Raw genomic sequence first — 25796 nt, forward strand, 5'->3', positions numbered from 1 at the left:
GGATTTCAGTCCCGTTCCATGACCAGCGCATCACCGCCGATCGTGGCCCACAGGCCGGTGCGTGCGTTTGCGACCTGGCGCTCTCCGGCTTCGCCGCGCAATTGCGTCACCAGTTCGCGAACCTGCCCCCAACCGTTGAGCTGGGCGTGCGAAAGCTGACCGCCGTTCAGATTGGTCGGCATGTCGCCGCCGAGAGCGATCCGCCCGTTCTGTATCCAGTCGAGCCCGTCACCGGCGTCGCAGAATCCGAAGTCTTCGAAAGTATAGAGTGCGAGCGGGGAGAAGCTGTCGTAAACGCCCAGCACGTCGATTGATCCAGGCGTCACTCCGGCCATGCGATAGGCGGAATGTCCCCGTGTTTCGGCTGGTGTGAGGCGCTTGCCGGACTGTTGGCCGACACCCATGCCATAGGGTCCGAAAATAAAGCTTTCGCGGCTGGCACGCACGCCTTGTGCGCCGGTAATGCGCACGGGCCGTTGCGTCGGATTCGTAAGATCGGCGGCGCTGACGATGACGCAGATCGCACCGTCGCCGACCAGCGAACAATCGAACAATCGGATGGGATCGATGATGGGGCGGCAGCCAAGGTAGTCATCCATCGTCATCGGGTTTCGCGCGACTGCGTCGGGCGTCATGCGCGCGTGCGCGCGAAAGGTTAGCGGAATGGCGCTGAGTAGCTCCCGATCCTTGCCGTAAGTGCGACAGTAGAGATCGAGCACCATGGCAGCACCTGCGACGGGGGATGCCATGCCAATGTGGCCTTCTTCGCCATGCGGCCCGCCGTTTTCCCGGAATTGTTCGAAAAAGAAGGGATTGTTCGCCTCGCCGATACGGCCCAGGTCGCTGTTCTTCATGGCCAGAATGCACGCAACGCGAGTGGCAAGGCCGCTCGCAATTGCCATGGCTGCGTGAGTCAGCACAGTCGCTGTGAAACGCCCATGCGGCCACGTCTGGCTGGCATAACGTACATCAAGCCCGAGCGTTACCGCCAAGGTGTCGTAGTCGGCACCGCGAGGCGATCCGATCTGGACGCACAGCCCATCGATGGCTCCTCGTTCCAGTCCGGCGTCGGTCAATGCGTGGGACAAGGCATGGCTGGCCATGGTCAGGACCGACCTGTCGGGATTGCGTTCGAAGCTGCTGGCTCCGACGCCGACAATGGCGGTCTTGCCCGACAACATCAGGCAATGCCCAGTTCGGCGCGAGCTTCCTCGGCCAGCTTGACCTTGGCGATCTTGCCCGTCGCAAGGCGCGGCAACTGAGCCTCGCCCCGAAAGAAGATGTGATGAGGCACTTTGAAGGAGGCCGCATTCTCCTTGACGAAGTTCTTGAGGCTGTCCTCCGAGATCGGGTTCACCGGATCTACGAAGGCCACGATCAGTTCACCGCGGACGGCATCTGCAACGCCCACCACATGCGCATCCCGCACATCGGGATGATTGGCCAGCAGCTGTTCGACCTCAACAGGGGAAATGTTGATGCCGCCTGATTTGATCACATCCTTGAGGCGCGAATGGAAAATCATCCTTCCGTCGGCATCGAGAGATCCGAGATCCCCAGTATCGAAAAAGCCGTCAGGTCGCAGGGCCTTGGCCGTTTCTTCGGGGTTGTTGAGATAACCGGCGGTCGTGTGGCCTCTCACCAGTACGAGCCCGGTCTCCCCTTGGGGGAGTGGCCGCCCACTTTCGGGATCGACGATGATCACCTCCTGTCCAGGGAGCGCGCGACCATTGGTGGCGAGTTTGACGTCCAGCGGATCATCGACCTCGCCGACAGTAGCATTGCCGTAGGTTTCAGTCAGGCCGTAGGCGGGCACTGCGCCGGTAATGCCCATTTCGACCAGTGTCAGCCGCTTGTATTCCGCGCCAAGGCCCGCATTGCCCTTTTTCAGCGTTCCGATGCGGGGCTGCCGGTATTCGGCATGATCGATGATCGCCCGGCTCATGTTGCCCGTGCCATAATAGACGGTTGCGCCCGTGCGTTCGATTATGTCGATCGCGCGGCCCGCCTCGAAGGCATCCATCAGTACGAGCGATGCACCTGCCGTGAAAGTCGCAGGCATGGCGTTGGTCGCTCCCAGGGCATAGAACAGCGGTGTGCCGAGAAATACGCGGTCGTTCGCAGTGATCGCGCGACGTTGTCCCAGGTCGAAGCCGTTCTGGATAACGCCACGGTGACGGAGCATTACCCCTTTAGGGTCGGCAGTGCTGCCCGATGTATAAAGCACATAGGCGACGCTTTCAGGATCGACATGTGGCAATCTCAGCCCCGCGGCATTGCCCTCTCGCAGAAAGGCATCCCACGTAATGGTGCCGGGCAGAGCCTCGCCCAGCATGACCACGGTATGCAATTCAGGGAGGGTGGGGGAAACGATCGCCCCTGGCGCGGCGGCGGCCAGTTCCGGCACGATCGCATTCAGCATCGCACCGTAATCGGTTTTGAGAAACCGCCGGACCGCAATCACCATGTTGACGCCGCAGTGACGCAGTGTCCAGGCCAATTCGGTCTGCTTGTACCAGCTATTGAGCGGGACGAATATCGCACCTGCGGCCGATGCCGCCAGCGCGACAATTACCCATTCGGGGGCATTGCCGATCATGGCCGCGACTCTGTCCCCCGGCCTGATGCCAAGGGCGACGAGTGCGCGGCCTGCCCTGCTGGCCTGCGCGAGAAGTTCGCCATAACTCATGGTCATCTGTGGATGCAAAATGGCCGGCGCATCGGGAGCCTGCCTGGCCTTGTCCGCGACAACTTCATACAGCGTGTTGGACTGAGGGCGTAATATCATTGGCCATCGCTCCGTGCGCTGCCTCGGCGAGGTTTTCCGGCCAAATCATCTTCAAGATCCCAGTAATCGGCCATTCCGGCAATCTCCGCGAGTTCGGTTCGCATATGTCGGAGCAGTGCGTCGGGCTGGTCGATCCGGCCTGTATCGCGCAGCGTTTCCCAAAGCGTGGAAACGGCGCCTGCAATCGCAGCGATGGTGTTGAACGGGTATAGGGCGATTGCGAAGCCAGCCTTGGCCAATGCCAGTGTCTCGGGGACAGGCGGTACGACCCCACCGATCCAGACAAGGGGAATGCCGGGAAGCTGGGCCTGCATAGTGCATGCCTGTTCAGGACCGAGATCGAGGATCATGATCGCGTCTGCCCCTGCAGCTGCATAGGCGCGGGCGCGGGCCACGGCTTCATCAGGTCCGGAAACGCGCAGGGCATCGGTTCGCGCGATCAGCAGGAGATCGGGATCGCGCCGTGCCTGCACTGCCGCACGCAGGCGTTTCACCATTTCTTCCACTTGCGCGAGACCACCGTCGCCGCGATGGTAGCCGGGGCTTTTGGGATAGGGCTGGTCATCGATATGCAGCGCTGCGGCGCCTGCGTGCTCGATTTCGCGGACAGTGCGCAGGACGTGAACCGGCGATCCGAAGCCTGCGCCGGCATCGACAATCAGGGGCAGATCGGTGGCAAGCACAATCTCACTCGTATGCGCGGCGGTTTCGGTCAGTGTGACGATCGGCTGGCCTTTTGCGAGGCTGAGGCCCAGGGCGTTGCCGCCGAGGTACACGGCATCGAAACCTGCACGAGCGATGAGGCGCGCGGTGAAAGGATCGCAAGCACCCGGTGCTGTCACCATACCGGTCGCCATGGCAGCGCGCAGACGTGCGCCCGGTGACGTCATGCCGGGGCATCCTGCCTGTCCAGCATGATGTCGAATGTGCCTTTGAAGCCTTTTCCGTCAGGCTCCAGCTTGACGATAAGGTCGTCGGACACAGCACCTTCCACGTAGTCTGTTTCGAGGAAGGTCGAGGTGGGCATGAACAACTGGGTCGTGAGGAAGACCTTGTCGTCGATTCCCGCCTTGAGGTGGATGTGGGCGGCTCGCGTATTGTGCTTGCCCATCGCGTGGAACAGTTCTCCGATAGGATCACCGTCGTGTTCGGAATAGTCGTGTGGGAGCACGGTATGGATGGTGTAATGTCCATCGTCGTCGGTGGTGACGACGCCGCGCAAGTGCGCTCCCGAGCGATCATAGAAACCGTTGGAATCGGCCTGCCAGAAATCCAGCCGGGCACCGGGTAATGGCGCGCCCGTATGTGCATCGCGCACGATGCCATCGACTGTGAGCGGCGGCATGCCGGCGGGTGGACTGCCGTCATAGAGCTTGCCGTCCGGCCGGTCGGGATGGGGACGATGATATGGCCCTTCGAGATTTTGCCGGGTCCCTTTGGATGAGCCGCCGGTAACCTCGACGCTGGTCATTGCCAGGCCGACATCGAGCAGGCTGCGGCTCATGCCCGATTGGCCCAGCCGGTCGAAATAATCGCCTGCCAAGTGCAATTCGTCCTGAGTGATCGCAAAATCGCGAACAACCTGTTTCATGTCGGCAACGACGCGTTTCCAGATCGCTTCCAGCCGTGCCGGGTCGGCCACTGTCATTCTGTCTCTCCTTGAGCGTATTCGGTGTCGGGCTTCACGACGATCCGTCCCATCTCGCTCGCGCTCTCGACCAGTCGGTGGGCTTCGGCGATCCGGGTCAAAGGCAGCACTTTGGCGATTTGCGGCTGGATGATGCCTTGCGTCGCAAGTGCGACCGTGTCTTCCAGCTGTACCCGGCTGACGCTACCCACGCCGAGTAAAGCCGCGCGCTTGAAGAAAATGCGCGCCGGATTGATGTTGATTTCCTCGCCGGTCAGTTCGCCGACAAAGCAATACCGGCCATGGGGAGCCAAGGCGTCGAAAGCGGCCTGAAAGGCGCGGCTGCCCACTGTGTCGATTACGACGTCGACACCTTCTCCGCCCAGTTCGGCACGCAGGCTCTTGCCGTAATTCTCACCGTTGCGTTGCACGATGACATGGTGCGCGCCGATATCGAGCAGGGCCTGGCGTTTGTCTTCACTGCGTGTAACTGCATAGACAGTAGCACCCGCATGGCGGGCCAACTGTACGGCTGGCACACCGACCCCGCCGGTCGCCCCGGTGACAAGTACGGTTTCCCCAATTTCGACGTGGGCCGTATCGCGCACGGCATTGAGAGCAACCCCGGCGCCGGGGCCAAGCACGCAGGCACTTTCGAACGGTATCTGGTCGGGGAGCAGAACTGCCGCATCTTCTGCGACGGCGACATATTCCGCATAGCCACCCCGAACCACGCGACGTTGCCGACAGGTTGTTTCGCGGCCTGTGCGGCAATAGCGACATTGTCCGCAGCTGGAAAAAGCCTTGGTGCAGACCCTGTCGCCAATGGAAAAACGGCTGATCTGGTCGCCTATGACAGCAACGGTGCCTGCGATTTCGATACCCATGATCGAGGGAAAGGATACGTCGCGGCGATAGGTGCCGTTCCGTTCCACCACGTCGCGATATGATACGCCGCAGGCGCCCACTTTCAGGATGATTTCATCGGGTTTGATTTCTGGAAACGAGGCTTCCTCGATCTTGAATACGGAGGGAGGACCAGGCTGGTAAGCTACTGCGGCAAGCACGAAACGGGACTTTCGAAATGATGATCGACGACGCGTGATAGACACGCATTTCGCCCCATCCCCAGTGCGAAATGACGTCTTGCCGCACGAGTCCATGCAATCCAGCAGATGGCTCCAATAGTCCTCTGCAAGTCCCCGTGCTTCGGAGGAAATCCTGCTGTAAACAGCGAGACATGTTCAGTAAGTTCGCAGCGTTGAACCGGGTCGATCCTTTTCTGGTGGTCCTTGTATCGGTAGTTACAGCCGCAAGCTTTTTTCCGGTCCATGGGGCCGCCGTTCCGGTGGCCAAGGCCATCGCGAATCTGGCCATCATGCTGTTGTTCTTTCTGCATGGGGCCAAGCTTTCCCGGCAGGCCATTCTGGCGGGCATCGTATCCTGGCGGGTCCATGTTCTCGTGCTGGCGGCGACCTTCGTATTGTTCCCCGCTCTCGGGTTATTGATCTATGCCGCGCATCTGCCGATCGATCCCGCATTACTGACGGGATTGTTGTTCCTGACGCTGCTGCCTTCCACCGTTCAATCGTCTGTTGCGTTTACGGCGATTGCTGGAGGTAATGTCGCCGCTGCCGTTTGCAGTGCGTCGCTGTCCAACATTGCCGGGATCGTGGTGACGCCCTTGTTGACCGGGGTTTTGATTGATGGTTCGGCGGGCGTTACTACGGATTCCTTGCAGGCGATTGCTTTTCAGCTTTTGCTGCCGTTCATTGCGGGACATCTTTGCCGGCCGTTGTTGTCCGGATTTCTCAATCGTTACAAGACGTTGGTATCGAAGGTGGATCGGGGTTCGATTCTGATTGTCGTCTACAATGCCTTCAGTGCGGCGGTTGTCGCCGGTATATGGAACAGGTTGGACATTGCGGACCTTGTCATCCTGTTGCTGGCCAATGCGGTTCTGCTCGGCGCTGTCATGCTATCCACATGGTCTGCTGCGCGGTGGTTCAAGCTTTCGGTTGAAGATCAGATCGTGGTTCTGTTCTGCGGTTCGAAGAAGAGCCTCGTCTCAGGCGTGCCAATGGCCAGTGCACTGTTTCCCGCAGCCCTGGCCGGTCCCATCATCTTGCCGCTCATGTTGTTTCACCAGCTTCAACTCATGGTCTGCGCAGTGGTTGCACAACGCTACCGGTCCCATGGTGAGACGGTTGCTCTAAACTCTGCCGTGGCCGGTTCAGGCCCGTTGCGGTAACATGATGGTCTGTTGGAGAACAGTGCATGGGTGTATTTGAAGCGAAGTCGTCAGTTGGGGAAGCAGGGCCACTAGGAAAGCCAATGCAGAACTGGGACTTTGCAACTACTGCTTATCTGGAAGGTGATCGCGAGGATGCCTGGCGGCAGGCATTGTCCAGTCTGGGTCTGAAAGGCGGCCCGGCGACATCGTCCCAACGCTTCATCGGGGTTATTTCAGCACTCTCGACACCGCATGAAAGCGAATACATTTATCTTTCGTCCAGCGCCCAGAAAATCGTTATCGGAGAAGCTGACCCATCTACGGTGATGCTCTGCCTCGTCATGGACGGGCATGGCAATCTGATCCAGCCGAATGGGGAGTATTCAGAAGTACTGCGCCGCAATCTCGTTTTCGGCCCGGTGCTTGCGGGTGCAGGTTTCGATTTCCAGTCCGATTTTCGCTTGCTTATCGTACGTATGCCGCGGTCGCTGGTTATGCCCCGTCTGCTCTTCCCCCTTGCAGGCAAGCTGGAATTGATCGTCGGAGATAGCGAGTTCACCGAGATATTCAGCGACATGCTGGAATCGATGGTGCAGCGAATTGGGCGGCTCACGCTGGATCAGATCCGGTCGATCGAAAGTTCGATCACAGAATTCCTGGCAATGTGCGTCATGAGCGAAGGGGGAAGCGACAAGCTGGGCGGTGTTACGGGCCGTCGGGCCAGCCTGCTCCAGCGAGTGTCTCAGATCATCGAACGCCGCCTGTCCGAGTCGGAGCTGAGCCTTGCCGACATCGCACAGGAAAGCGGCATGTCCGTGCGCAACCTGCAGAAGCTGTTCGAGACATTCCAGAAGACCTTCAGCACTTATGTCCGCACCCGACGGCTGGAACGATGCCGGGACGATCTCGGTTCCTACCTCACGCGGCAGCTTTCGATTTCCGAAATCTGCTATCGTTGGGGTTTCACCGATCCGGCCTATTTCAGCCGCGCCTTTCGCGATGAATTCGGAGTCGCCCCGCGCGAATATCGTAAGAACCCGCATTTCCATAACAGCGCCTCTCAGGAAGGCCGGCCATCTCTGCGGGGGCGCCCCCAAAGATGGCTGCCGCTGGATGACAAGGGACCGGAACGGGCGGACCTTTCGGATATTATTCACGGCCCCGCGCATGAGCGGGCCCTGATCGGTTCTTCGCCCGACCAGCGTGAACACTATCTGCCTGCGACGGCCAAGACTGTGCATTGGGGCTATTTCAGTCGATTCATCCCACCGGTTCTGGAAATTCGCTCAGGCGATATCGTGACGATCGAGTGCCTGACGCATCATGCATATGACGATTACGAGCGCATGATCAAAGACGATCCGGGGGCCGAGGATGTCTTCCACTGGACGTCTGAAGAGAAAAACGTGGACCGACGCGGTGCCGGGCCGATGGATGCCTCCACGTTCGGTCGAGGGGCAGGCGAGGGCTTCGGGGTTCATATCTGTACTGGCCCTGTTGCCGTGGCCGGGGCGAAGCCTGGCGACGTGCTGGAGGTCCGCATCCTGTCGACTACGCCGCGGATCAGCGGCAACCGCGAATTTTCCGGCAAGGCGTTTGGCAGTAATGCGGCAGCCTTCTGGGGATTTCACTATCATGACCTTCTGACCGAGCCGAAGGAGCGCGAGGTCATCACGATCTACGAGGTGGATTGTAACAGCGGGGGACGCTACGCAAAGGCGGTCTATAATTACCGTTGGACCCCACAGACCGATCCGTACGGAGTGCTGCATCCACGTATCGATTACCCCGGTGTTCCTGTCGATCATTCAACGATCACGAAGAATTTCGGTGTGCTGAAGGATATCACGATTCCGGTTCGCCCGCACTTCGGAGTGATGGGACTGGCGCCCGATAATAGCGGCCTTGTGGATTCCGTTCCGCCATCTCACTTTGGCGGCAATCTCGACAACTGGCGGGTAGGTGCCGGATCGGTGGTCTATCTTCCGGTCGCCGTTGCTGGCGGGCTTCTGTCCGTTGGCGATCCCCATGCCTCGCAAGGTGACGCTGAAGCCTGCGGCACTGCGATTGAATGTTCGATGACAGGGGAATTCCAGCTCATTCTGCACAAGCGGCGGGAACTGACCAACCCGGCGCTAATGGACCTCAATTACCCGTTGATCGAAACGGATGACGAATGGGTGATATCCGGCTTCAGCCATCCCAACTATCTGGATGAACTGGGGCAGGATGCGCAGAGCGAGATCTACAAGAAAAGCTCTGTCGACCTCGCGATGCGGGATGCTTTCCGCAAGGTCAGACGGTTCCTGATGGCGATGCGCGATCTGAGCGAAGATGAAGCGATCTCGCTTATTTCCGTGGCGGTCGACTTCGGTGTGACTCAAGTCGCCGACGGCAACTGGGGCGTTCATGCAATCGTGCGCAAGTCGCTTTTTGAGGAAGACAGCCGGGCATGAGCCTTATCGTGCTGGGCGGCATCAATCTCGACATCATCTGCTCAGTCGAGGAACTTCCGGCACCCGGTGAGACCGTAAGCGGCCTGGCTATCGACCAGTCTCCGGGCGGGAAGGGATTGAATCAGGCAATCGCCATCGCACGGCTGGGCGGTGAGGTGCAGATGCTTGGCGCGGTCGGGTGCGATCCCGAAGGAGATGGCCTGATCAAGGCGATGGCGTTGGCTGGAGTTTCGACGGGGCAGGTTCGTCGCATGCCGGATTCCGATACCGGCCGGGCTTTCATTACTTTGTCGAATGCCGGCGAAAACATGATTGTGGTCCATGCCGGTGCCAATCTCGCGTTCGGGGCGGAGGATGTCGAGCAGGCTGATCTCGGCGGAGCGCAAGTTTTCCTCACGCAGTTCGAAGCTGCATTGCCGGCGGTGCGGACGTTCTTTTCGACGCCGCAGGCGCGTGGGGGAGTTCGGATTCTCAATACCGCTCCGGCGTTGGATGCGGGCCGCGATCTTCTGCCGCTCGCCGATATTCTTGTGATGAACGAGATTGAATTGCAGCGATTTGCCAACCTGGATTGTGCTCCGATGATGAAGGAGGACATTGTTACGGCGGCGCGATGGTTGCTCCGCGATGAGGCGCAGTCGATCATTGTGACTCTGGGCGGTGACGGAGCGGTCCTGGTGACCGCTGCAGGAGCCAAAACAGTTCCGGCGATCCGCCAGGAAGTGGTCGATACTATCGGGGCAGGAGATTGTTTTTGCGGGGCCCTGGCCTTCAGGATCGCGAGTGGGGATTCAATCGAACGGGCAATGGGTTATGCCACCGCTGCCGCAGGAATTTCCGTGGCACGGCGCGGTGGAGCATCAAGCATGCCGAATGCCGCGGAAGTGGAGGCCCTGCTCGCCAGTGAAGGCGCCGCCTGACCTAGAGGTCTAATACGATCTTGGGCGTGCACGAACCGGAACAGCATATCATCATGACATTGCCTTCGGCTTTCTCGGCATCGGTCAGAACGGCATCGCGGTGATCGGGTGTTCCGGCGAGGACCACTGTTTCGCACGACCCGCAGATGCCCTCTCTGCAAGAGGAAGTGGTGCGCAGTCCTGCTTCCTTGATCGCATCGAGGATCGTCTGCCCCGGTAACACTTCGATAGTACGCTTGCTACGCGCGAGTTCCACGGTGAAGCCACCATCGTCCGCTACGGGCGCGACTGCCGTGAACTGCTCGAAATGAACGCGTTCTGGCGGCAGATGTCCGCAGGCGGCACGGAATGCATCAAGCAGCCCGCCCGGTCCGCAGCAATAGAAATGACTGCCTGGCGGTGCGGTGCGTACGATGGACTCTACGTCGGGGCGTTTGCCACCCGGGTCGCGGCTGAAATAGGTAGCAATCGTTTCAACAGCGTCGATCGAGGCATTTTCCAGATGGTCGAGCAGCGGTGCGCGACCGCGCCTTTGGGCAGTATAATGCAACTCGAAACTACGACCCAGGTGGCGTAGCCGCTGAGCCATGGACCAGATCGGAGTAATGCCGATGCCTCCCGCGAAGAGCACCGTATGTGCGGCACTTTCATCGAGTGCAAAGTGGCATCGTGGAGCGCTGATCGTCAGGACATCTCCTGCTTTCACGTTCGTATGAAAATGGCGCGAACCACCCCGGCTTTCCAGTTCAAGGGCGATTGCAATAACGTAGCGGTGGCGTTCATCAGGTGCGTTCAGCAGTGAGTATTGTCGCACCAGATCCGGACCGGCATGCACATCGATATGCGCTCCTGCGGTAAAGGGCGGAAGCTCCCCATTGTCGAGCGGCCGTAAATCGAAGATCCGCACGCCTTCGCTGTCTTCGACAAGCGCAGCGACCCGAACTGCTATTTCCTGATGATCCTGCATTCGCGTCGTAAATCCTCCGCTTCGGTTCTTGGACAAGTAATGACGAGGGCGGCTTGGTTCCGTCCGGTCGTCTTGATGCTTAGCGTGACGCGAGCTTCAGAAAAGCCATGAAATCAATCGCAGGGGTGTCTCGGAGGGCTCCTGGCGATTGACTCCAAATAATGGGGTAACTGGCGTCAACAACCTGTGCTGCTAGTGCGAGACGTCTTCGCCAAGCTGCGATTATAACATCGGACAAGTCGTTGCTTCGCTTGAAGCGCGGCATCTGAAGAAACAGCAGCGAAGAACTTGAACTCGGAACTCACCTTGACAGTCCAGCGCCCGCTTCCCGCACAGTGTTCCGCAATCCTGCGGGTTTCCGCAGAGATGCCTGCATGAGCCGGCTGCCGACGATCTTTTTCGGGCATGGTAGCCCGATCATCGCGCTGAAGCAGAACGAAACGACAAGAAGCTGGAAGGCACTCGCTGATAGCATGGAGCGTCCACGAGCGATCCTGTGCATTTCAGCCCACTGGCTTACGCATGGCGTGAGCGTAACAGCGCAGGATCATCCGCCGACCATTCATGATTTTGGTGGCTTCCCGAGGGAGATGCACGAATTCGAATATCCTGCACCCGGCGATCCGGAGCTGGTTGCGCGGGTGCAGCAATTGCTGGGGCCGACCACAGTGGTCCCTTCCGGCGACTGGGGTTTCGATCACGGCTGCTGGACGGTCTTGATGAAGGCATGGCCAGAAGCGGATATTCCCGTCGTCCAGCTTAGTCTGGATGTGACCAAGAGCCCGACCGAACACTATGCGCTGGGCCAGCTTCTCCGTCCGCTCCGCGACGAAAACGTGCTCATCATGGGAACGGGCAATATAGTTCACAATCTCCGCGTGTTGCAGCGTGTCGACGGTGCTCCGCCCAATCCGCTGGCAATGCAGTTCAGCACCGCGATCAAGCGGGCGATCGCGGAGAATGACGCACAGACAGTCATTGAATTCGCCAAGCTAGGGGACATGGCCCGGCTTGCGGTGCCGACTGCCGATCACTTCTGGCCGCTGCTTTATGTGCTGGGCGCGCGCCATCCTGACGATCACGTGACCTTCGAGCCCGATTTCATCGAATATGGTTCGATAGATATGACCACCGTCACCCTGCGCGGCGATCTCGCCGCGTGAGACAGCCAGATCTCCATATTTGCCAATATAAGGGGTAGTTATCGATGTCCTTGACTTGCAAGCCCGGCTCAGTGCGTGAGACCGTGATTCCCGGTGCGCTCCATTATCTGGAAGCGCTGCCGGAAACGATCCACTGGGGGTATTTTGATCCGGCGCGTGGGCCAGCGCTCAAAGTCAAGTCAGGCGACCTCATCCAGGCTGAGGCGGTCACGCATCACGCGGGCGATGATCCGTCGTTGATGATGGACGACAAGGTGTGGCGTATTTTCAACGAAACACCCGAAGCGGACCGGAACCCCGGCGTGCATATCATGACCGGGCCGATCTATGTCGAAGATGCCAAACCGGGGGACATTCTCGAAGTCCGTTACCTGACGATGGAGCCACGCTTCCGCTATGGCTCCAATCTCGCGGCGAACTGGGGAAACCTGTACAAGGAGTTCGACGAGAAGGAGCGGGTTACGATTTATGAGCTCGATCCCCGCTACAACACTGCCCGTGCAACATATGCCTATGACTTCAAGGGTAAATATCTTGTTCCGGGGACTGTGACCAATTGCCCTGAATGCGAACGGCAGACCGCACTTGATGGAGTCCGTGTGCCGGTTCGTCCCCATCTCGGGACCGCAGGCGTGGCGCCGGATGTTTCCGGGCGGGTCAGCACGATTCCGCCGGGTTTGCACGGCGGCAATATCGACAACTGGCGTATCGGTGCCGGGGCAACGCTCTATTATCCCGTACAGGTCGATGGCGGCCTGTTCTCAATCGGGGATCCGCATGTGAGCCAGGGGGACGGTGAGATCAGCGGTACGGCTATCGAAGCTTCGTTGAATGTGCTGTTCCAAATCGTCCTGCGCAAGGATTTCGCGTTTCCGTCACCGTTGTTGGAGACGCCCGACTGCTGGATCGTTCATGGATTTCATGAGGATCTCAATCAGGCGCAGAAGAACGCGGCGATAGACATGCTTCACCTGCTTACCGAGCACCAGGGCCTGTCTGCAAACGATGCCTATTCCTTGATGAGCGTCGCGGCCGATTTCGGCGTGACACAGGTGGTCGATGGAACGCAGGGCATCCACGTTCGCATTCCGCGCCATATATTCCCGCATAGCGGAACGATCACCTTTGGAGATTAAATGGAGCCTGGCCAGGCTGTGCCTCGCCCTTGTGTCAGCCGTAGGGGCGTTAACGGGTGGGGGAATGCACGCGGCGGCAGAGTCTTTAGGCTCGCCGCCGACGATCGACTATGCTCTTCCCGACAATTGGCTGTGCCTGCCGGGAAGAGCCGACGCCTGTACGAGCGACCAAAGCACAACCGTGGTTGCGGCCGACGGCACTGCGACGATGGAAACATTTTCCGCCGATGCCGCAGCACCGATAGATTGCTTTTACATCTACCCGACCGTGTCGCTGGAGAAGACCGCGAACAGTGATATGATCGCAGGCCCCGCAGAAGAGATGAGCGCGGCGCAGCAATTCGCACGCTTCGCCTCCGTCTGCAGACTGTACGCACCGATGTATCGCCAGGTCACACTCAATGCCCACCAGACCGGCGGGTCAACGCGGGAAGCTTTGGCGCTGGCTTATGGGGACGTGCGGGCGGCCTGGCGAGAGTACTTTGCCAGCAGAAACCACGGTCGGGGCGTTATTCTGATCGCGCATTCGCAGGGCGCGCGTCATCTCGCACGGTTGCTGCGTGACGAGTTTGCTGCCGATGAAGCCCGAAGCCGGCTGATTGCAGCCTATGTCATCGGTTTCACACTGCCTGTTGAGGCCGACGGCGGCTATGCTGGCCTGCCGTTTTGCCATGCGGCAGGCGAAACCGGGTGCGTGGTGAACTATGAATCCTTTCGCGCTGAAAGTCCGCCCGGTCCCACCGCGATGTTCGGCAGATTGCATGACGCGGAGCCCGGTGTGCGACCTGCCTGTACCAACCCTGCCTCGCTGGCGGGCGGAGAAGGCGAGCTTCATGCCTACCTGACCGAAAAGACTACCGTTGCGTGGCCAGCCCAGCCCGTGGAGTGGGCACGCGAACTTGCCGTCAAGACGCCTTTCGTGTCCCTGCCGGGCCTGCTCGTGGCTCGCTGTGTCGAGACGGCGGATACGGCTTATCTGGCAATCACGGTGAAGGCAGATCCCGCAGATCCGCGAACGGATATCATTCGTGGGGATGCGCTTGATCGTTCAGGGCGTGTCATGCCCGACTGGGGTCTCCATCCCATCGATATGCATCTGGCCATGGGCAATCTGCTGGAACTGGCCCGTTCGCAGCGGGATGCGTGGGAAAAGACGCATCACTGAGCAGGTCATTCCGGCAGACCGAACCCGTAACAAGTCATCGAAACCGATGCGAGAACCTGCCGGTTGAAGATCGCCGGACGCTCTGTCGCATCGCGGGCGCCTAGTACATACAGGAGTGGAAGATAGTGCTCCTTTTCCGGCATGGCGATGTCTGCCTCCGGCAGATCGTCGCATGCCACGAGAGCCTCGTCGTTGCCCTTCTGGACCAGCTCGGCAACGAGATCGTCGAAACGCTGGGCCCAGGGAAACGCTTCGTTACCGCGCGGTCGCTCGACCCGCAGATTGTGTACGACATTGCCACTTCCCAGGATCATCACGCCTTCGTCACGCAGGCTGGCGAGAGCCCGCCCGATGGCATAGTGTTCGGCCGGGCTTCGCCGCACGTCCATGCTCAGTTGCAGTACCGGAATATCGGCTTCGGGGTACATCCAGCGTAAAACGGTCCAACTACCATGGTCGAGCCCCCAACTGTCGAGATCGGCCCGCGCCCGGAACGCTTCCAGACGGGCTTCGATGGCGTAAGCCAGCTCGGGATCGCCCGGAGCGGGATATTCGATATCGTAGAATTCCTGCGGGAAGCGGTAGAAGTCGTGGATCGTACGGGGCCGCTCGGACCGGGTAACCAGAACGCCTTTGCATTCCCAGTGGGCCGAAATCGCAAGGATTGCCTTGGGGCGTGGCGTGGCATCCGCAATCGCACGCCAGGTGCGGCTGTAATCGGTTTCCGTCAGTGAATCGCGCGGCGATCCGTGTCCGGCGAAAAGGGCTATGGCGCGGTGGGCGGCTCGATCCGACATTCAAACTCCATGACGTTCGTGGCTGATAAGGGCAGAGCCGATCGAATGATCCAGCCGCAGGCAGGATAGCGCGGCCAGTATGGCGATAGTTGCGATAACGGCAAAGCCCAGGTGGAAGGTCGCTTCGCTTCCGTCTCCGAAGAAGCGCGATCCGATTTGCAGGGCGAGGGCGCCGATGGCCACACCCATTGCGCCGTTGGTCTGAAGAGCGGTGGTGAGCAGGGTGTTGGCATGGGGGACGTCGGACGGCACGATTTCGGCGAACGCGAGCGTATTGAGCGTGGTAAACTGCATGGAGCGGCACAAGCCGCTAACGATCAAAATGCCGGCGATCACTGCAAACGGTGTCTGCGCGTCGGTCAGAATAAGTGCTGCGAAGGAACCGCCGAGCAGCAACCCGTTGCACAACAGCACGCGGCGGAAACCGAATGCTCGCAGTACTGGCGAAGTTACGGTCTTCATCCCGATGTTGCCGATCATGCCGATCATGATGAGCAGCCCCGTTTCGCCAATTGTCTTGTGCAACCCGACCTGAAAATAAAGAGGTAGAAGAAAAGGGTTGGCCATGATCGCAGCCCGGAAGGCAGAGCCTTCAAAAATTACCGCGCCGAAGCTTCTGTGCCTTCCAACGAGATTGATATCGAGCACCGGATGCGAGTGATGGCGAAAATGCCGCCATGCGGTGAAGGCGGCTCCAAAACCACAAGCAAGAACGAATGCGAGAACAGATGGCGAAAGGCGTGCTGCGCTCTCGATTCCGCCAATCAGCAGTGTTGCGGCAATGGCCCACAGTATGAGACCGGTCCAGTCGTGCTGTGATCGCCGCTCGCCATCATCTGCCGCAATGCTGTCGGGGAGCAGCCGAAGCGCGGCAACAACGCCGATGAGGCCGAGAGGCACGTTCACGAGGAATATCCACTGCCAGTTCAGGTATTTGACAATGAGGCCGCCCAGAGGCGGAGCAATGGCCGGTGCGATCAGTGCCGGCCACGTCAGAAGCGCAACCGCGTTCATCATTCCGCTGCGTTCGGTGTGACGCAGGACAACGACACGGCCAACCGGCGTCATCATCGCCGCAGATGCCCCCTGGATGGTGCGGGCCACCACGAAAGCTTCCATTGACTGGCTGGCCGCGCAGGCCAGCGAAGTGAGAGTAAATCCGGCAATGGCGGCGGCGAAAACCTTACGCGGCCCCCACCGGTCCGATGCCCAGGTCGATATGGGCAGAACGACGGCCAGTGCGACCAGATAGGCCGTTATGCCCAAGTTCATGTCCACGACGTCGGCACGGAAATACCGAGCCATTTCGGGCAGAGCGATCGCTACGATCGTTCCGTCAAGGCTTTCCATGAACAAAGTGGCGGCCGCGAGCAGGGCGATAAGGCGCATACGCCCCGGATCGGGTGCCGCCACACGGCCAGGGGCCGTATCGCTGGCGTACATGATCGGGAATGACAGCCGAAAGTCAGGCCGGATCCTGCGCTTTCTTCATCTCTTCCCACGCGGCCTTGTAGCGGGGCACCAGCCAGCTGTTGAATTCCAGCTGAGCCCGTTCCTGCCAGCTATAGCGTCCACGCACCGCAAACCGGGAGCGCAGGCCATAGGGGATCAGTTCGTCGACATGGATATCCTGAGCCGCAATTTCCGCCGAGGTGGTCAGGTTGATCGCAAGCTTTTCCTCAAACAGCGGAGTCTGCTTGGCGCCGGGCGCCGCCAACCAGCCGCGTTTGGCCGTAATCGTATCGTGCGTATTTGCATGAAGGATGATGAATGCGACAAGGTCAGAGCGGATGATGAGCGACAGGCTGGGCGGCACATTTGCAAAGAGCAACCGGTTGCGGTCTTCGTCGGTCAGCTTGGGAAAAACCGGCAGCAAAGCGTGCAGGGTTGGATTGAAGCTGGCATCGGCATGAACCGTGGCATTGTAGCGGTAGTAACCGGCAGTGTCTGCGGGCAGGTCATCGGGGAAACTGCAGAGATCGGACGGAGCGATATCGTGAACCGGGCCCGCGTGGAGCCGGTTGGCATGATAACCGTCGTTGTTATTTTCGAACATCACCTTCCAATTCCAGGGGAAGGTCTGTTCCTCGATATCCATTGAGGTATCGGCATTTTCGAGATCGTAGTTCTTGAGTACCTCAGCCACCTTTTCGAGGCGGGGGGCCAATGGTGCGGCATTTTCGTCAAGGTTGATGAAGATGAAGCCCAGCCACAGTTCAACCTTGAAATTCGGCAGTTTGATATCCGCCTTGTCGAACTTGCATGCGCGCTCCATCGCAGGCGCACCGATCAGTTGGCCATCGAGGGCATATGCCCAGTGGTGATAGGGGCACAGGAATGTGCGCGTGTTACCGTGCCCTTCGGCAACGAGCATCGCGCGATGTTGGCATACGGTCGACATCGCGCGGATAACGCCATCGCGGCCATGCACGACGACAAACGGTTCGCCCATGTGCATGCCGGTGAAATAGTCGCCCGGCTTTTCCACCCACTCCTTGCGGCCGACGCAAAGCCATTCATGGGCGAAGATGTGTTCCTTTTCGAATTCGAAGAAGTTCGCGTCCGTGTAGCAGGCCGGGGGCAGCATCTCGGCTTCGTCGACGGGCAGGATGGAGCTGTCCAGGCTGTTGAAGAACGCGTCGTTGAAAATCTTCGTCATCTGTCGATCCTGCTTTCTCTTTCTTTCGCTATGGGCGGGTCCCTTGGGCTCTTTTGCAAACTCTAACACAGGCACCTTGTGGCGGACTGTTGTTCGATCACCCTCATCCTTGTTCTGGAGCGTCGGCTGCTCTCGCGATTGGCATGGCGGCGAGATTCTCGATGGCCAGGGCAAGCGCGGAATGATCCGCGTCGGGGCCGCCGAGATTGGCGGCTGCGCTCATCATTTGCTGTGCTATCGCCGTGTTGGGCAGAGCAAGGCCGAGCGCGCGCGCACTTCCCAGAGCCAGGTTGAGATCCTTCTGGTGAAGCTTGAGGCGAAATCCGGGTGCGAAGTTTCGATCGAGCATTCTCTGGCCGTGAACTTCGAGTACGCGTGACGAGGCAAATCCACCCATTAACGCGCTGTGGACTTTGGCAGGGTCGGCACCGGCCTTGGCCGCGAAAACCAGGGCTTCCGCCACGGCTTCGATGTTGAGAGCGACGATGATCTGGTTGGCGACTTTGGTCGTCTGGCCGGAGCCCGCACTGCCGACATGCGTGATCGATGCTCCCATCCTTTCGAGCAACGGGAGCGCGCGAGCGAACGCGGTTTGGGTGCCCCCGGCCATGATTGTCAGAGTTGCCGCCTTGGCGCCCACATCGCCGCCTGAAACAGGTGCGTCGACATAGTCGCAACCCAGATCTTCTACGCGCGCCGCGAACGATCTGGTCGCGATCGGGTCGATCGAACTCATGTCGATCACCAGCTTGCCGGCATTCAGGCCCTCCGCAACGCCATCGGTGTCGAACAGCACTGCTTCAACATCGGGGGTGTCCGGCAGCATGAGAATGATCGCATCGGATTGTTCGGCCACTTCTCTTGCCGTTGCACAGGGCCGTGCCCCGGCTTCCAGCAACTCTTCGGGCAGGGGGGAGCGATTGCCTTTGAGGCGCAGTTCATACCCGGCTGACACAAGGTGTCCCGCCATTGGGCGGCCCATGATACCGACACCGATAAATCCGATTATCATGCTTGCCGTTTCCCCTTGTCCGTTTGCAGATAAGGCAGGGCCCAGTCGAGGCCGTCGTCCGTGTCGGCCACCGGATTGTATTCGCAACCGACCCAGCCCGCGTAACCCATGCTGTCGAGCTGTTTGAATATATTGGGGTAGTTGAGCTCACCCGTGCCCGGTTCGTGACGGCCGGGATTGTCGGCCACCTGTATATGGCCGATGGCCGGCATCAGCCGTTCGATCGTGCGGAGGATGTCGCCTTCCATGATCTGCATGTGATAGATGTCATATTGCAGCTTCACGTTGGAGCGGTCGATCTCCGTCATGATGGCCATCACATCAGCCGTATTGTCATAGAAATAGCCGGGTATGTCGATCCGGGTATTGATCGGTTCCAGCAGGATTTCGATGCCATGTTCCTGCGCGGCGTCAGCCGCATATCTGACATTGTCGATCAGAACCTGCTGGTTTTCGGCCAGCCTGGGTGCCTTGCCCGCCATCAGATGCAGGCGGGGGCAACCCATAGCCACCGCATATTCGATGGCGGTTGTAACGCCGGTCCGGCATTGCGCGATGCGTTCGGGCATGGCGCCCAGACCGCGCTCCCCATTGTTCCAGTCGCCTGCGGGTGTGTTGAACAGCACGACATCGACGCCTGCCGCCTGGACGCGCTCTGTGACCGCTTCAGCCGGATAATCGTAAGGGAACATGAACTCCACGGCCGCGAAACCCGCATTGGCCGCTGCGTCGAACCGGTCGAGAAAAGGACGGTCAGTATACAACAATGATAGGTTTGCGGCGAACTTTACCATAGGCCCGGAATTCCGTTGTGTGAAAGGTTGCTTCACAACTGCAGCCTTACGAGTCAATTCGGCATCGAGGCGTTTCAAGTCCTACTGCCAATGAGTCCAAGATGGCTAAGAGGGAGGGCAGCGCGCTGACTATTGAGAGTGTGATCGGCCAATGATGAAAGGTCTGGGTATGGGTAAGGATCGCAAGGGGCGTGTTGCTGGCAAGGTCGCTGTCGTCACCGGGGCGGCGAGCGGGCTGGGTGAGGCCATCGCTGTGCTGTTAGCGCAAGAGGGCGCGGCCGTGATGGTGTGTGATATCGATGCCGACGGCGGAAAGCGCGTCGTTTCCGATATTGGTGCGGCAGGCGGAGAGGCGGCATTCCATTCACTCGATGTGACCGATGAGGCGGCCTGGGATGCGGCCATGGCCGCAGTTGTCGATCGGTTTGGCGGGCTGGATGTTCTAGTGAACAACGCCGGAATTGCGCCGGTGGGTGATATGGACATGCCGTTCGAGCTTTGGCGCAAGGTCATGTCCGTCAATCTCGATGGTGCATTTCTGGGGACTCGTGCCGCCATTCGCACGATGAGCGCGGGAAGCAGGAAGGGTTCGATCGTCAATATGTCATCGACCATGGGCTATGTCGCGGAACCGACGACAGCAGCGTACAGCGCAAGTAAAGGCGGGGTGCGGTTGTTGACGAAAGCTGCGGCAATGCACTGTTCGGCAAAACAACTGCCAATCCGCGTCAACTCCGTTCACCCCGGCATGTGCCTGACACCGATGGTGAAATCGTATCTGGAGCATTATCCGGAAGAGCGCGCGCGCCAGATCGCCAGTCATCCGATCGGGCATCTGGGAGATCCGCGCGACGTTGCCTATGGAGTCCTCTATCTCGCATCGGATGAATCCGCCTTCTCCACTGGAACGGAACTGCAGATCGATGGCGGCTATCTCGCGAAATAGGGTTTTGCTTCGACCGGGTATGAATGTTGGATAGCCAGCGGATGGCTGTCCGGCCTTCCGGCTTTCATCCATTTGCATGATGCGAACATTCCGGGTGCCGGGCTATTCCTTTCTCACACACTCCTGAAAACAAAAGGGGAGAGAGGAAATGGAATTTGTCGTCGAGCCGTTGAACGGGCCTATCGGGCGCGAGATTGTCGGGTTGGATATCGAACGGGATATTGCACCGGCGACTGCGGAGGCGTTGCGTGAAGCCTGGTTGGAGCATGGTGTGCTCGTGTTCAAAGGCATCGGAACGTCACCGGAAGTGCAACTGCGCCTCAGCCGCTGTTTCGGCGAGCTGGAACCGCACCCGATTCCCAAATTCCGCCATCCCGACTATCCCGAATTGATCCTGCTGACCAATCAGGGCGGCTCTGCCGGGCCGGTTTACGATTTTGACGGAACCGCCATTTGCGGGCGGATACCGTGGCATACGGACCTTGCCTTTACCACGACGCCCAATGCGGGTGCCCTGCTGCACATGATCCGGAAAACCGATGATGGCGGGCAGACTGGCTGGCTTGATATGGCGCTCGCCTACGATGAACTGGACGATGCGGCCAAGGCCGAAATCGAAGGGCTGGAAGCTGTCTATCTGTTTCGCGCCGGGTTGGAAGAGATGCGGTTCAACAATCCCGGCGGGACGCGGCTTACTCCGCGTAATGACAGCTATCCCGATTTTCCGCCGGTCGTGAACCCGCTAGTCTGGACACATCCGGAAACGGGCCGAAAGATATTGAACGTCAACACTCTCAACATCGAACGGATTCTCGGCATGGACGAGGATCGTAGCGATGCGTTGATCGAGCGGTTGATCAGCCATGCCATGCAGCCGCAGTTCCAGTACATTCACGACTGGGCTAACAACGATATGGTGCTGTGGGATAATCGCCGCACGCTCCACCGCGCAGCAGGGCATCCGGTGGACCAGATCCGGATTGTCCACCGCACGACGATCAAGGGCACTGTCGCAATGGGGCGCCTGCTGGAAGCGGAGGCCGTGGCATGAGCGAGTTCGATCTCGTGATCCGTGGCGGCCTGGTTGTCGACGGATCGGGCGCAGAGCCATTTCCCGCCGATGTCGGAATTCGCGATGGGTTGATTGCGGCGGTTGGGCCGGAGCTGGGGAAAGGTCGGGATGAGATCGATGCCGCCGGGCAGATCGTTACGCCGGGCTTCGTCGATATCCATACCCATTACGATGCGCAGGTAACCTGGGAACAGCGCCTCATTCCGTCGTCATTCCATGGTGTTACCACGGTCGTGATCGGCAATTGCGGTGTCGGTTTCGCCCCTTGCCGAGAAGCCGAGCGGGAACAGCTCGTGCGGTTGATGGAAGGGGTGGAGGACATTCCCTATCCCGTCCTTACCGAAGGGCTCCCGTGGACTTGGACGACATTCCCCGAATATCTCGATCTCATCGCTTCCCGCGATTACGATATGGATATCGCGGCGTTTGTTCCGCATGCGGCCTTGCGTGTCCATGTCATGGGTCAGCGCGGGGCAGACCGGGAACCCGCAACTGCGGAAGACATCGCGGAAATGTGCCGCCTGCTGGAAGAAGCACTGGATGCAGGTGCGTTGGGTATCGCGACGTCACGCACGATCTTTCATCGGTCCAGCGATGGAAAGTCGATTCCGACCCTCAATGCTGCCGATGAAGAATTGCTCGCCTTTGCCCGGGTCCTGCGGAAGAAGGGCAAGGGTTTATTCCAGATCGTCGAAGACCTGCACTTGCCGGGCGCGTCGCTCAATTCAATGCGGGCAATCGCGCGTGAGGCGGGGCGCCCGCTGACTTTTTCGATCGGATGCGGCAATTCAGGGCCCAAGGCATGGCCGCGGCTGCTGGATGAATTGGAGGCTGCGAACGCCGAAGGTCTGGTGATGAAAGGTCAGGTCATTCCCCGTGGGATCGGCATGATCCTAGGCTTCGAACTTACACTCAACCCCTTCTACACGACACCGACCTATTCGCGCCTTGTGCATCTGCCGCTGGCTGAACGGCTGGTCGAACTGCGCAAGCCTGAAGTGAGAGCGGCGATCCTGAGCGAAGACATGGATCCCGATCCCGCGCTGGTGCTGGGCCGGATGGTTCGGGAATTCGACACCATGTTCCTCCTCGGGGATCCGCCGGATTACGAACAGCCTCCCGAACGCAGCATTGCTTCCCTCGCGCGTGCCAAGGGGATCAGTCCCGAAGAATTCGCCTATGACGTGATGATCGAGGGTGAAACCGGCGGGAAGCTCTACCTTGCGATGTCGAACTATGCCGATGGCTGTCTCGATTCCGTCAGCGCGATGCTGGATCATCCGGATGTCGTGCTCGGTCTGGGGGATGGCGGGGCCCATGTCGGCACGATCTGCGATGCCAGCTATTCGACCTTTGCATTGATGCACTGGACGCGTGACCGCGAACGGGGGCGCAAGCCGCTGGCAGATGTCGTCCATCGCATGACCCAGGCGACGGCACGGATTGCGGGCCTGGAGGATCGCGGGTTGGTGGCGCCGGGCTTGCGTGCCGACCTTAACGTGATCGACTATGATGGGCTCAAGCTGCTCGAACCGGAAGTCTGTTATGACTTGCCAGCGGGTGGTCGCCGTCTCGTGCAGCGATCTGAAGGCTATCAGGCCACATTGGTCAAAGGTCAGGTGGTGTGCCGTTCGGGCGAGGCTACCGGAGCGCTTCCGGGGCAGTTGATCCGGGCCTAGGCCGGATAGGTTTCGTCCGGTCGCTTTTGCGCCATCGAGGCAGTGGAACTGAGAAGCAGGCGGACAAGATCGCCTTGGCGTTTGGTGCCCGTCTTGGCGAATACGGCCTGCAATTGCGACCGGGCGGTGTTGCGCGTTACCCCCAGCGCAGCTGCTGCCTCTTCAAGGCTGAGCCCGTCAGCGAGAAGCCCGGCCAGCCGCGCCTCGGCTCGGCTGAGCGCGAAAAGCTGTATCAGGTCCGGCGTGGCGAGGACGCTGCGTTGCGCCGGATCGCGCAGGATCACGACTGCCGAACGCCGCAGCGGAGCCGTGACCGGGGCGTACGGCGGGCCTGGCCTGATGATGAGCGTCAGTGGGTGAATCTGTTCGTCCCGTTCCAGTGCAATCGAAACGTGACAGGAAAGGTCCGCTTCAGGGGATTGGCGTTCGGCCATGTCCCGGATGGAGGCCTGCAGGAGCTGATTGTCGTTGCCGCGCTTGGCGCGGAGCGTTCCGCGATCGATCGCGATGATATTGCTTTCGGTCATGATCGAACGGGCGATGGCATTCGCCATCAGCACCTGACCCATTGAATCGACAAGCACGATCCCGACTCCACTCGTTTCCAGAACATGCTCTGAAACACGGCGCCGTCGCTCACTGTCACCTATCATGATGTAAAGCCGGACGACCCGCTGCAACAAGGGCAGGAGGGCATCGAATACATCGCGCCAACCGGCTGCACCCTGCTCGTTCCATGGGACGGTCAGCCATGCCGAGCGGGCTTCGTCCAGGCGGATGCGCAATGCAAGCCAGTCAGCCCGCTGCGCGCCGGAAATACCCGAAAGCTGTAGCGGAGTATCGAACGGCATGGCGTGCAAGGCACCAGAGGCGAGCAGTGCTTCGTGTTGGGCGGCATGGGCGGTATCGGCGGTCAGGACTGCCGCTTCCGGCAAAAACGCTTCGCCGCTCTGAAGTATGAAGCCGGCGGCGTCAGATCCTAGCCGATGCGACAAGGCGACCAGAAAACCTGCCCACATCGGCCGTTCGGTCAGTCCGCTGAACAACAGGTCGGCCAGAGCATCCACGCCTGGCGGGAATGGGTATGCAGAAGAGAGCGGCAGGTCGTTCACCGATCCATTCTAGTGGGCTACCCAGGCAGGGACAAGCGGACCTGCTCTCTGCCGGCAACATAGCGCTACAACCCCGGAATTGACCGGATCGGCCAAAGTGCTGATGCGGCTGGCCGATCCGGCTCAGCTGTCGCAAAAAAGCTGCAATTCCGCCTTGTGGAAGCGGTGTTTGTCTGTTTGGCATGAAGCGTCTGGCGGCTGCAATTGTTGGTCTGCCGGTCCGGCTGCACAACGACCGTTGAACAATAAATGCCGAATAACAGACGAGGAGAAGAACCTAATGATACGCATGTCTCATCGTGGAATCTGCGTAAGCGATCTCGCCACTGCGGAACGCTTCTATCGCGACGCTCTCGGTTTCGAAGAGCATCTGGATTATGGCATCCTCGAGGGGGCTGATATGGAAAGGACCATGGAATTGCCTGGCGTGCGTCTTCGCGCGAAGATGTTGCGCCATCCGAGTGGTCCGGTCATTGAACTGCTGCACTTTCTTGAACCGGAAGCGAGCGGCCCGCGCGAACGCAACTCGGCGCTGGGATACGGGCTGTTCCACATTTCCTTTTACGTCGATGACATCGACGCAGCGGCGCAGAAGGTGCGTGACGCAGGCGGTGCCGTGATTGAAGAGACTCGCGTGCAGGATCCGGACAGCGGGATAATTCTGCTGTATTGCACCGATCCGGATGGCGTGCGGGTTGAACTTATGCACCATCCTGAAGTCCCGGCGCGATTCTCTCACAGCGGGATCCGTGTGGACGACGTTGAAAAGACGCTGGAATACTATGCCACGCTTGGTTTCCAGCCGGCTGAAAATTATGACTTCGAAAACGGGCCGGACTACCTTGGGGTCATCATGGAAGTCCCCGGTGTTAAATTCCGCGCGCAGATGATGCGCGATGCGGATGGCAATACGGTGGAGTTGCTCAAGATCAGCGAACCGCAGCCGAGCGGTTCGCGTGAACGCAAGCCGCTCAACCGCTTTGGTCTGACGCATATGGCATTCTGGGACGACGACATGGAAAAGACGGTTGTCGAACTGACGAACAAAGGCGGCTACTTCGTTGAAGCCGCGCATGTGCGTACGCCTCAGATCGAACTCCAGCACGGCGCAGACCCGGACGGGGTTCGGGTGGAACTGATGCGTCCAGTCGCCGCCTGATTAACCCATGGAGGCGGTTGTTCGGGGTGGCAGCCCTGGATAACCGCCAAAGGCACGCACGGGGCTGCGTTGCATCAGGCCCGACCTGCTCCCCCCCCCCCCCCCCCCCCC

The 25796-nt window shown here is 59.6% G+C and carries 22 protein-coding genes; 10 read left to right on the top strand and 12 right to left on the bottom strand.

Annotation, left to right across the window (positions count from 1 at the left end):
• Window positions 1–5: 5 nt before the first annotated feature.
• Genes MB02_RS07585 through MB02_RS07605 form a run of 5 tightly spaced genes read right to left on the bottom strand, consistent with a single transcriptional unit; the run spans window position 6 to window position 5527 of the window.
• Window positions 6–1181 (bottom strand): thiolase family protein, encoded by a 1176-nt coding sequence (locus MB02_RS07585; RefSeq protein ID WP_067534884.1) that lies wholly within the window; start codon window positions 1179–1181, stop codon window positions 6–8.
• Window positions 1181–2788, bottom strand: coding sequence for a class I adenylate-forming enzyme family protein (locus MB02_RS07590; protein WP_067534888.1), 1608 nt, complete (start codon window positions 2786–2788; stop codon window positions 1181–1183). The genes MB02_RS07585 and MB02_RS07590 overlap by 1 nt, the downstream gene beginning before the upstream one ends.
• Window positions 2785–3678 (bottom strand): isocitrate lyase/PEP mutase family protein, encoded by an 894-nt coding sequence (locus MB02_RS07595; protein WP_082826040.1) that lies wholly within the window; start codon window positions 3676–3678, stop codon window positions 2785–2787. Before MB02_RS07595 ends, MB02_RS07590 begins: the two co-directional genes overlap by 4 nt.
• Window positions 3675–4436 (bottom strand): dioxygenase family protein, encoded by a 762-nt coding sequence (locus MB02_RS07600; protein ID WP_067534892.1) that lies wholly within the window; start codon window positions 4434–4436, stop codon window positions 3675–3677. Before MB02_RS07600 ends, MB02_RS07595 begins: the two co-directional genes overlap by 4 nt.
• A complete protein-coding gene (locus MB02_RS07605; protein ID WP_170304669.1) occupies window positions 4433–5527 on the bottom strand; it encodes a quinone oxidoreductase family protein in 1095 nt (364 codons plus the stop codon). The genes MB02_RS07600 and MB02_RS07605 overlap by 4 nt, the downstream gene beginning before the upstream one ends.
• A gap of 128 nt (window positions 5528–5655) precedes the next feature.
• Between MB02_RS07605 and MB02_RS07610 the strand changes: the two genes are divergently transcribed.
• The 3 genes from MB02_RS07610 (at window position 5656) to MB02_RS07620 (ending at window position 10024) form a co-directional block, all read left to right on the top strand.
• On the top strand, window positions 5656–6666 hold the full coding sequence (locus MB02_RS07610; protein WP_067534896.1) for a bile acid:sodium symporter family protein: 1011 nt from the start codon (window positions 5656–5658) through the stop codon (window positions 6664–6666).
• 83 nt (window positions 6667–6749) lie between these two features.
• Window positions 6750–9104 carry an acetamidase/formamidase family protein gene (locus MB02_RS07615; protein ID WP_067534899.1) on the top strand — a complete coding sequence of 785 codons (2355 nt, stop codon included), beginning with the start codon at window positions 6750–6752 and terminating at the stop codon, window positions 9102–9104.
• Window positions 9101–10024 (top strand): ribokinase, encoded by a 924-nt coding sequence (locus MB02_RS07620; protein ID WP_067534904.1) that lies wholly within the window; start codon window positions 9101–9103, stop codon window positions 10022–10024. The genes MB02_RS07615 and MB02_RS07620 overlap by 4 nt, the downstream gene beginning before the upstream one ends.
• Before the next feature lies 1 nt (window position 10025).
• Here MB02_RS07620 and MB02_RS07625 read toward each other — a convergent pair whose 3' ends face one another.
• On the bottom strand, window positions 10026–10991 hold the full coding sequence (locus tag MB02_RS07625) for a PDR/VanB family oxidoreductase (RefSeq protein ID WP_067534907.1): 966 nt from the start codon (window positions 10989–10991) through the stop codon (window positions 10026–10028).
• A gap of 374 nt (window positions 10992–11365) precedes the next feature.
• On the opposite strand from MB02_RS07625, the gene ygiD (MB02_RS07630) reads away from it, so the two are divergent.
• From ygiD (MB02_RS07630) to MB02_RS07640, 3 genes are all read left to right on the top strand, one after another.
• The gene (gene ygiD / locus MB02_RS07630; RefSeq protein ID WP_067534909.1) at window positions 11366–12154 is read left to right on the top strand and encodes a 4,5-DOPA-extradiol-dioxygenase; all 789 of its coding nucleotides are present in this window, start codon (window positions 11366–11368) and stop codon (window positions 12152–12154) included.
• A 44-nt stretch (window positions 12155–12198) separates the two neighbouring features.
• Window positions 12199–13290: an acetamidase/formamidase family protein gene (locus tag MB02_RS07635; RefSeq protein WP_067534911.1), complete on the top strand. Its 1092-nt coding sequence runs from the start codon at window positions 12199–12201 to the stop codon at window positions 13288–13290.
• A gap of 64 nt (window positions 13291–13354) precedes the next feature.
• Complete coding sequence (locus MB02_RS07640) at window positions 13355–14455, top strand: DUF3089 domain-containing protein (RefSeq protein ID WP_067534916.1); 1101 nt, start codon at window positions 13355–13357, stop codon at window positions 14453–14455.
• Between the two features lie 5 nt (window positions 14456–14460).
• On the opposite strand, the gene ygiD (MB02_RS07645) is transcribed toward MB02_RS07640, so the two are convergent.
• The 5 genes from ygiD (MB02_RS07645) to otnI form a co-directional block, all read right to left on the bottom strand.
• Window positions 14461–15252 carry a 4,5-DOPA-extradiol-dioxygenase gene (ygiD, locus tag MB02_RS07645; RefSeq protein ID WP_067534918.1) on the bottom strand — a complete coding sequence of 264 codons (792 nt, stop codon included), beginning with the start codon at window positions 15250–15252 and terminating at the stop codon, window positions 14461–14463.
• Window positions 15253–16695: an MFS transporter gene (locus tag MB02_RS07650; RefSeq protein ID WP_082826042.1), complete on the bottom strand. Its 1443-nt coding sequence runs from the start codon at window positions 16693–16695 to the stop codon at window positions 15253–15255.
• A 22-nt stretch (window positions 16696–16717) separates the two neighbouring features.
• Window positions 16718–17911, bottom strand: a complete 1194-nt coding sequence (locus MB02_RS07655; protein WP_067534921.1) for an aromatic ring-hydroxylating oxygenase subunit alpha — start codon at window positions 17909–17911, stop codon at window positions 16718–16720.
• 103 nt (window positions 17912–18014) lie between these two features.
• Window positions 18015–18923 (bottom strand): 2-hydroxy-3-oxopropionate reductase, encoded by a 909-nt coding sequence (locus MB02_RS07660; RefSeq protein WP_067534924.1) that lies wholly within the window; start codon window positions 18921–18923, stop codon window positions 18015–18017.
• The gene (gene otnI, locus MB02_RS07665; RefSeq protein WP_067534926.1) at window positions 18920–19717 is read right to left on the bottom strand and encodes a 2-oxo-tetronate isomerase; all 798 of its coding nucleotides are present in this window, start codon (window positions 19715–19717) and stop codon (window positions 18920–18922) included. The genes MB02_RS07660 and otnI overlap by 4 nt, the downstream gene beginning before the upstream one ends.
• A 151-nt stretch (window positions 19718–19868) precedes the next feature.
• Here otnI and MB02_RS07670 point away from each other — a divergent pair, with 151 nt between their 5' ends.
• From MB02_RS07670 to MB02_RS07680, 3 genes are all read left to right on the top strand, one after another.
• Complete coding sequence (locus MB02_RS07670) at window positions 19869–20663, top strand: glucose 1-dehydrogenase (RefSeq protein ID WP_235829455.1); 795 nt, start codon at window positions 19869–19871, stop codon at window positions 20661–20663.
• 148 nt (window positions 20664–20811) lie between these two features.
• A complete protein-coding gene (locus MB02_RS07675) occupies window positions 20812–21714 on the top strand; it encodes a TauD/TfdA dioxygenase family protein (protein ID WP_067534928.1) in 903 nt (300 codons plus the stop codon).
• Entirely contained in the window at window positions 21711–23414 is a 1704-nt protein-coding gene (locus MB02_RS07680; protein ID WP_067534930.1) for an N-acyl-D-amino-acid deacylase family protein, read from the top strand. Before MB02_RS07675 ends, MB02_RS07680 begins: the two co-directional genes overlap by 4 nt.
• On the opposite strand, the gene MB02_RS07685 is transcribed toward MB02_RS07680, so the two are convergent.
• Window positions 23411–24526 carry a helix-turn-helix transcriptional regulator gene (locus tag MB02_RS07685; RefSeq protein ID WP_170304670.1) on the bottom strand — a complete coding sequence of 372 codons (1116 nt, stop codon included), beginning with the start codon at window positions 24524–24526 and terminating at the stop codon, window positions 23411–23413. The genes MB02_RS07680 and MB02_RS07685 overlap by 4 nt on opposite strands.
• A 280-nt stretch (window positions 24527–24806) precedes the next feature.
• On the opposite strand from MB02_RS07685, the gene MB02_RS07690 reads away from it, so the two are divergent.
• Entirely contained in the window at window positions 24807–25685 is an 879-nt protein-coding gene (locus MB02_RS07690) for a VOC family protein (RefSeq protein ID WP_067534934.1), read from the top strand.
• Window positions 25686–25796 lie beyond the last annotated feature (111 nt).

The sequence above is a fragment of the Croceicoccus estronivorus genome (assembly GCF_001625325.1).
Taxonomy (GTDB): Bacteria; Pseudomonadota; Alphaproteobacteria; order Sphingomonadales; family Sphingomonadaceae; genus Caenibius; species Caenibius estronivorus.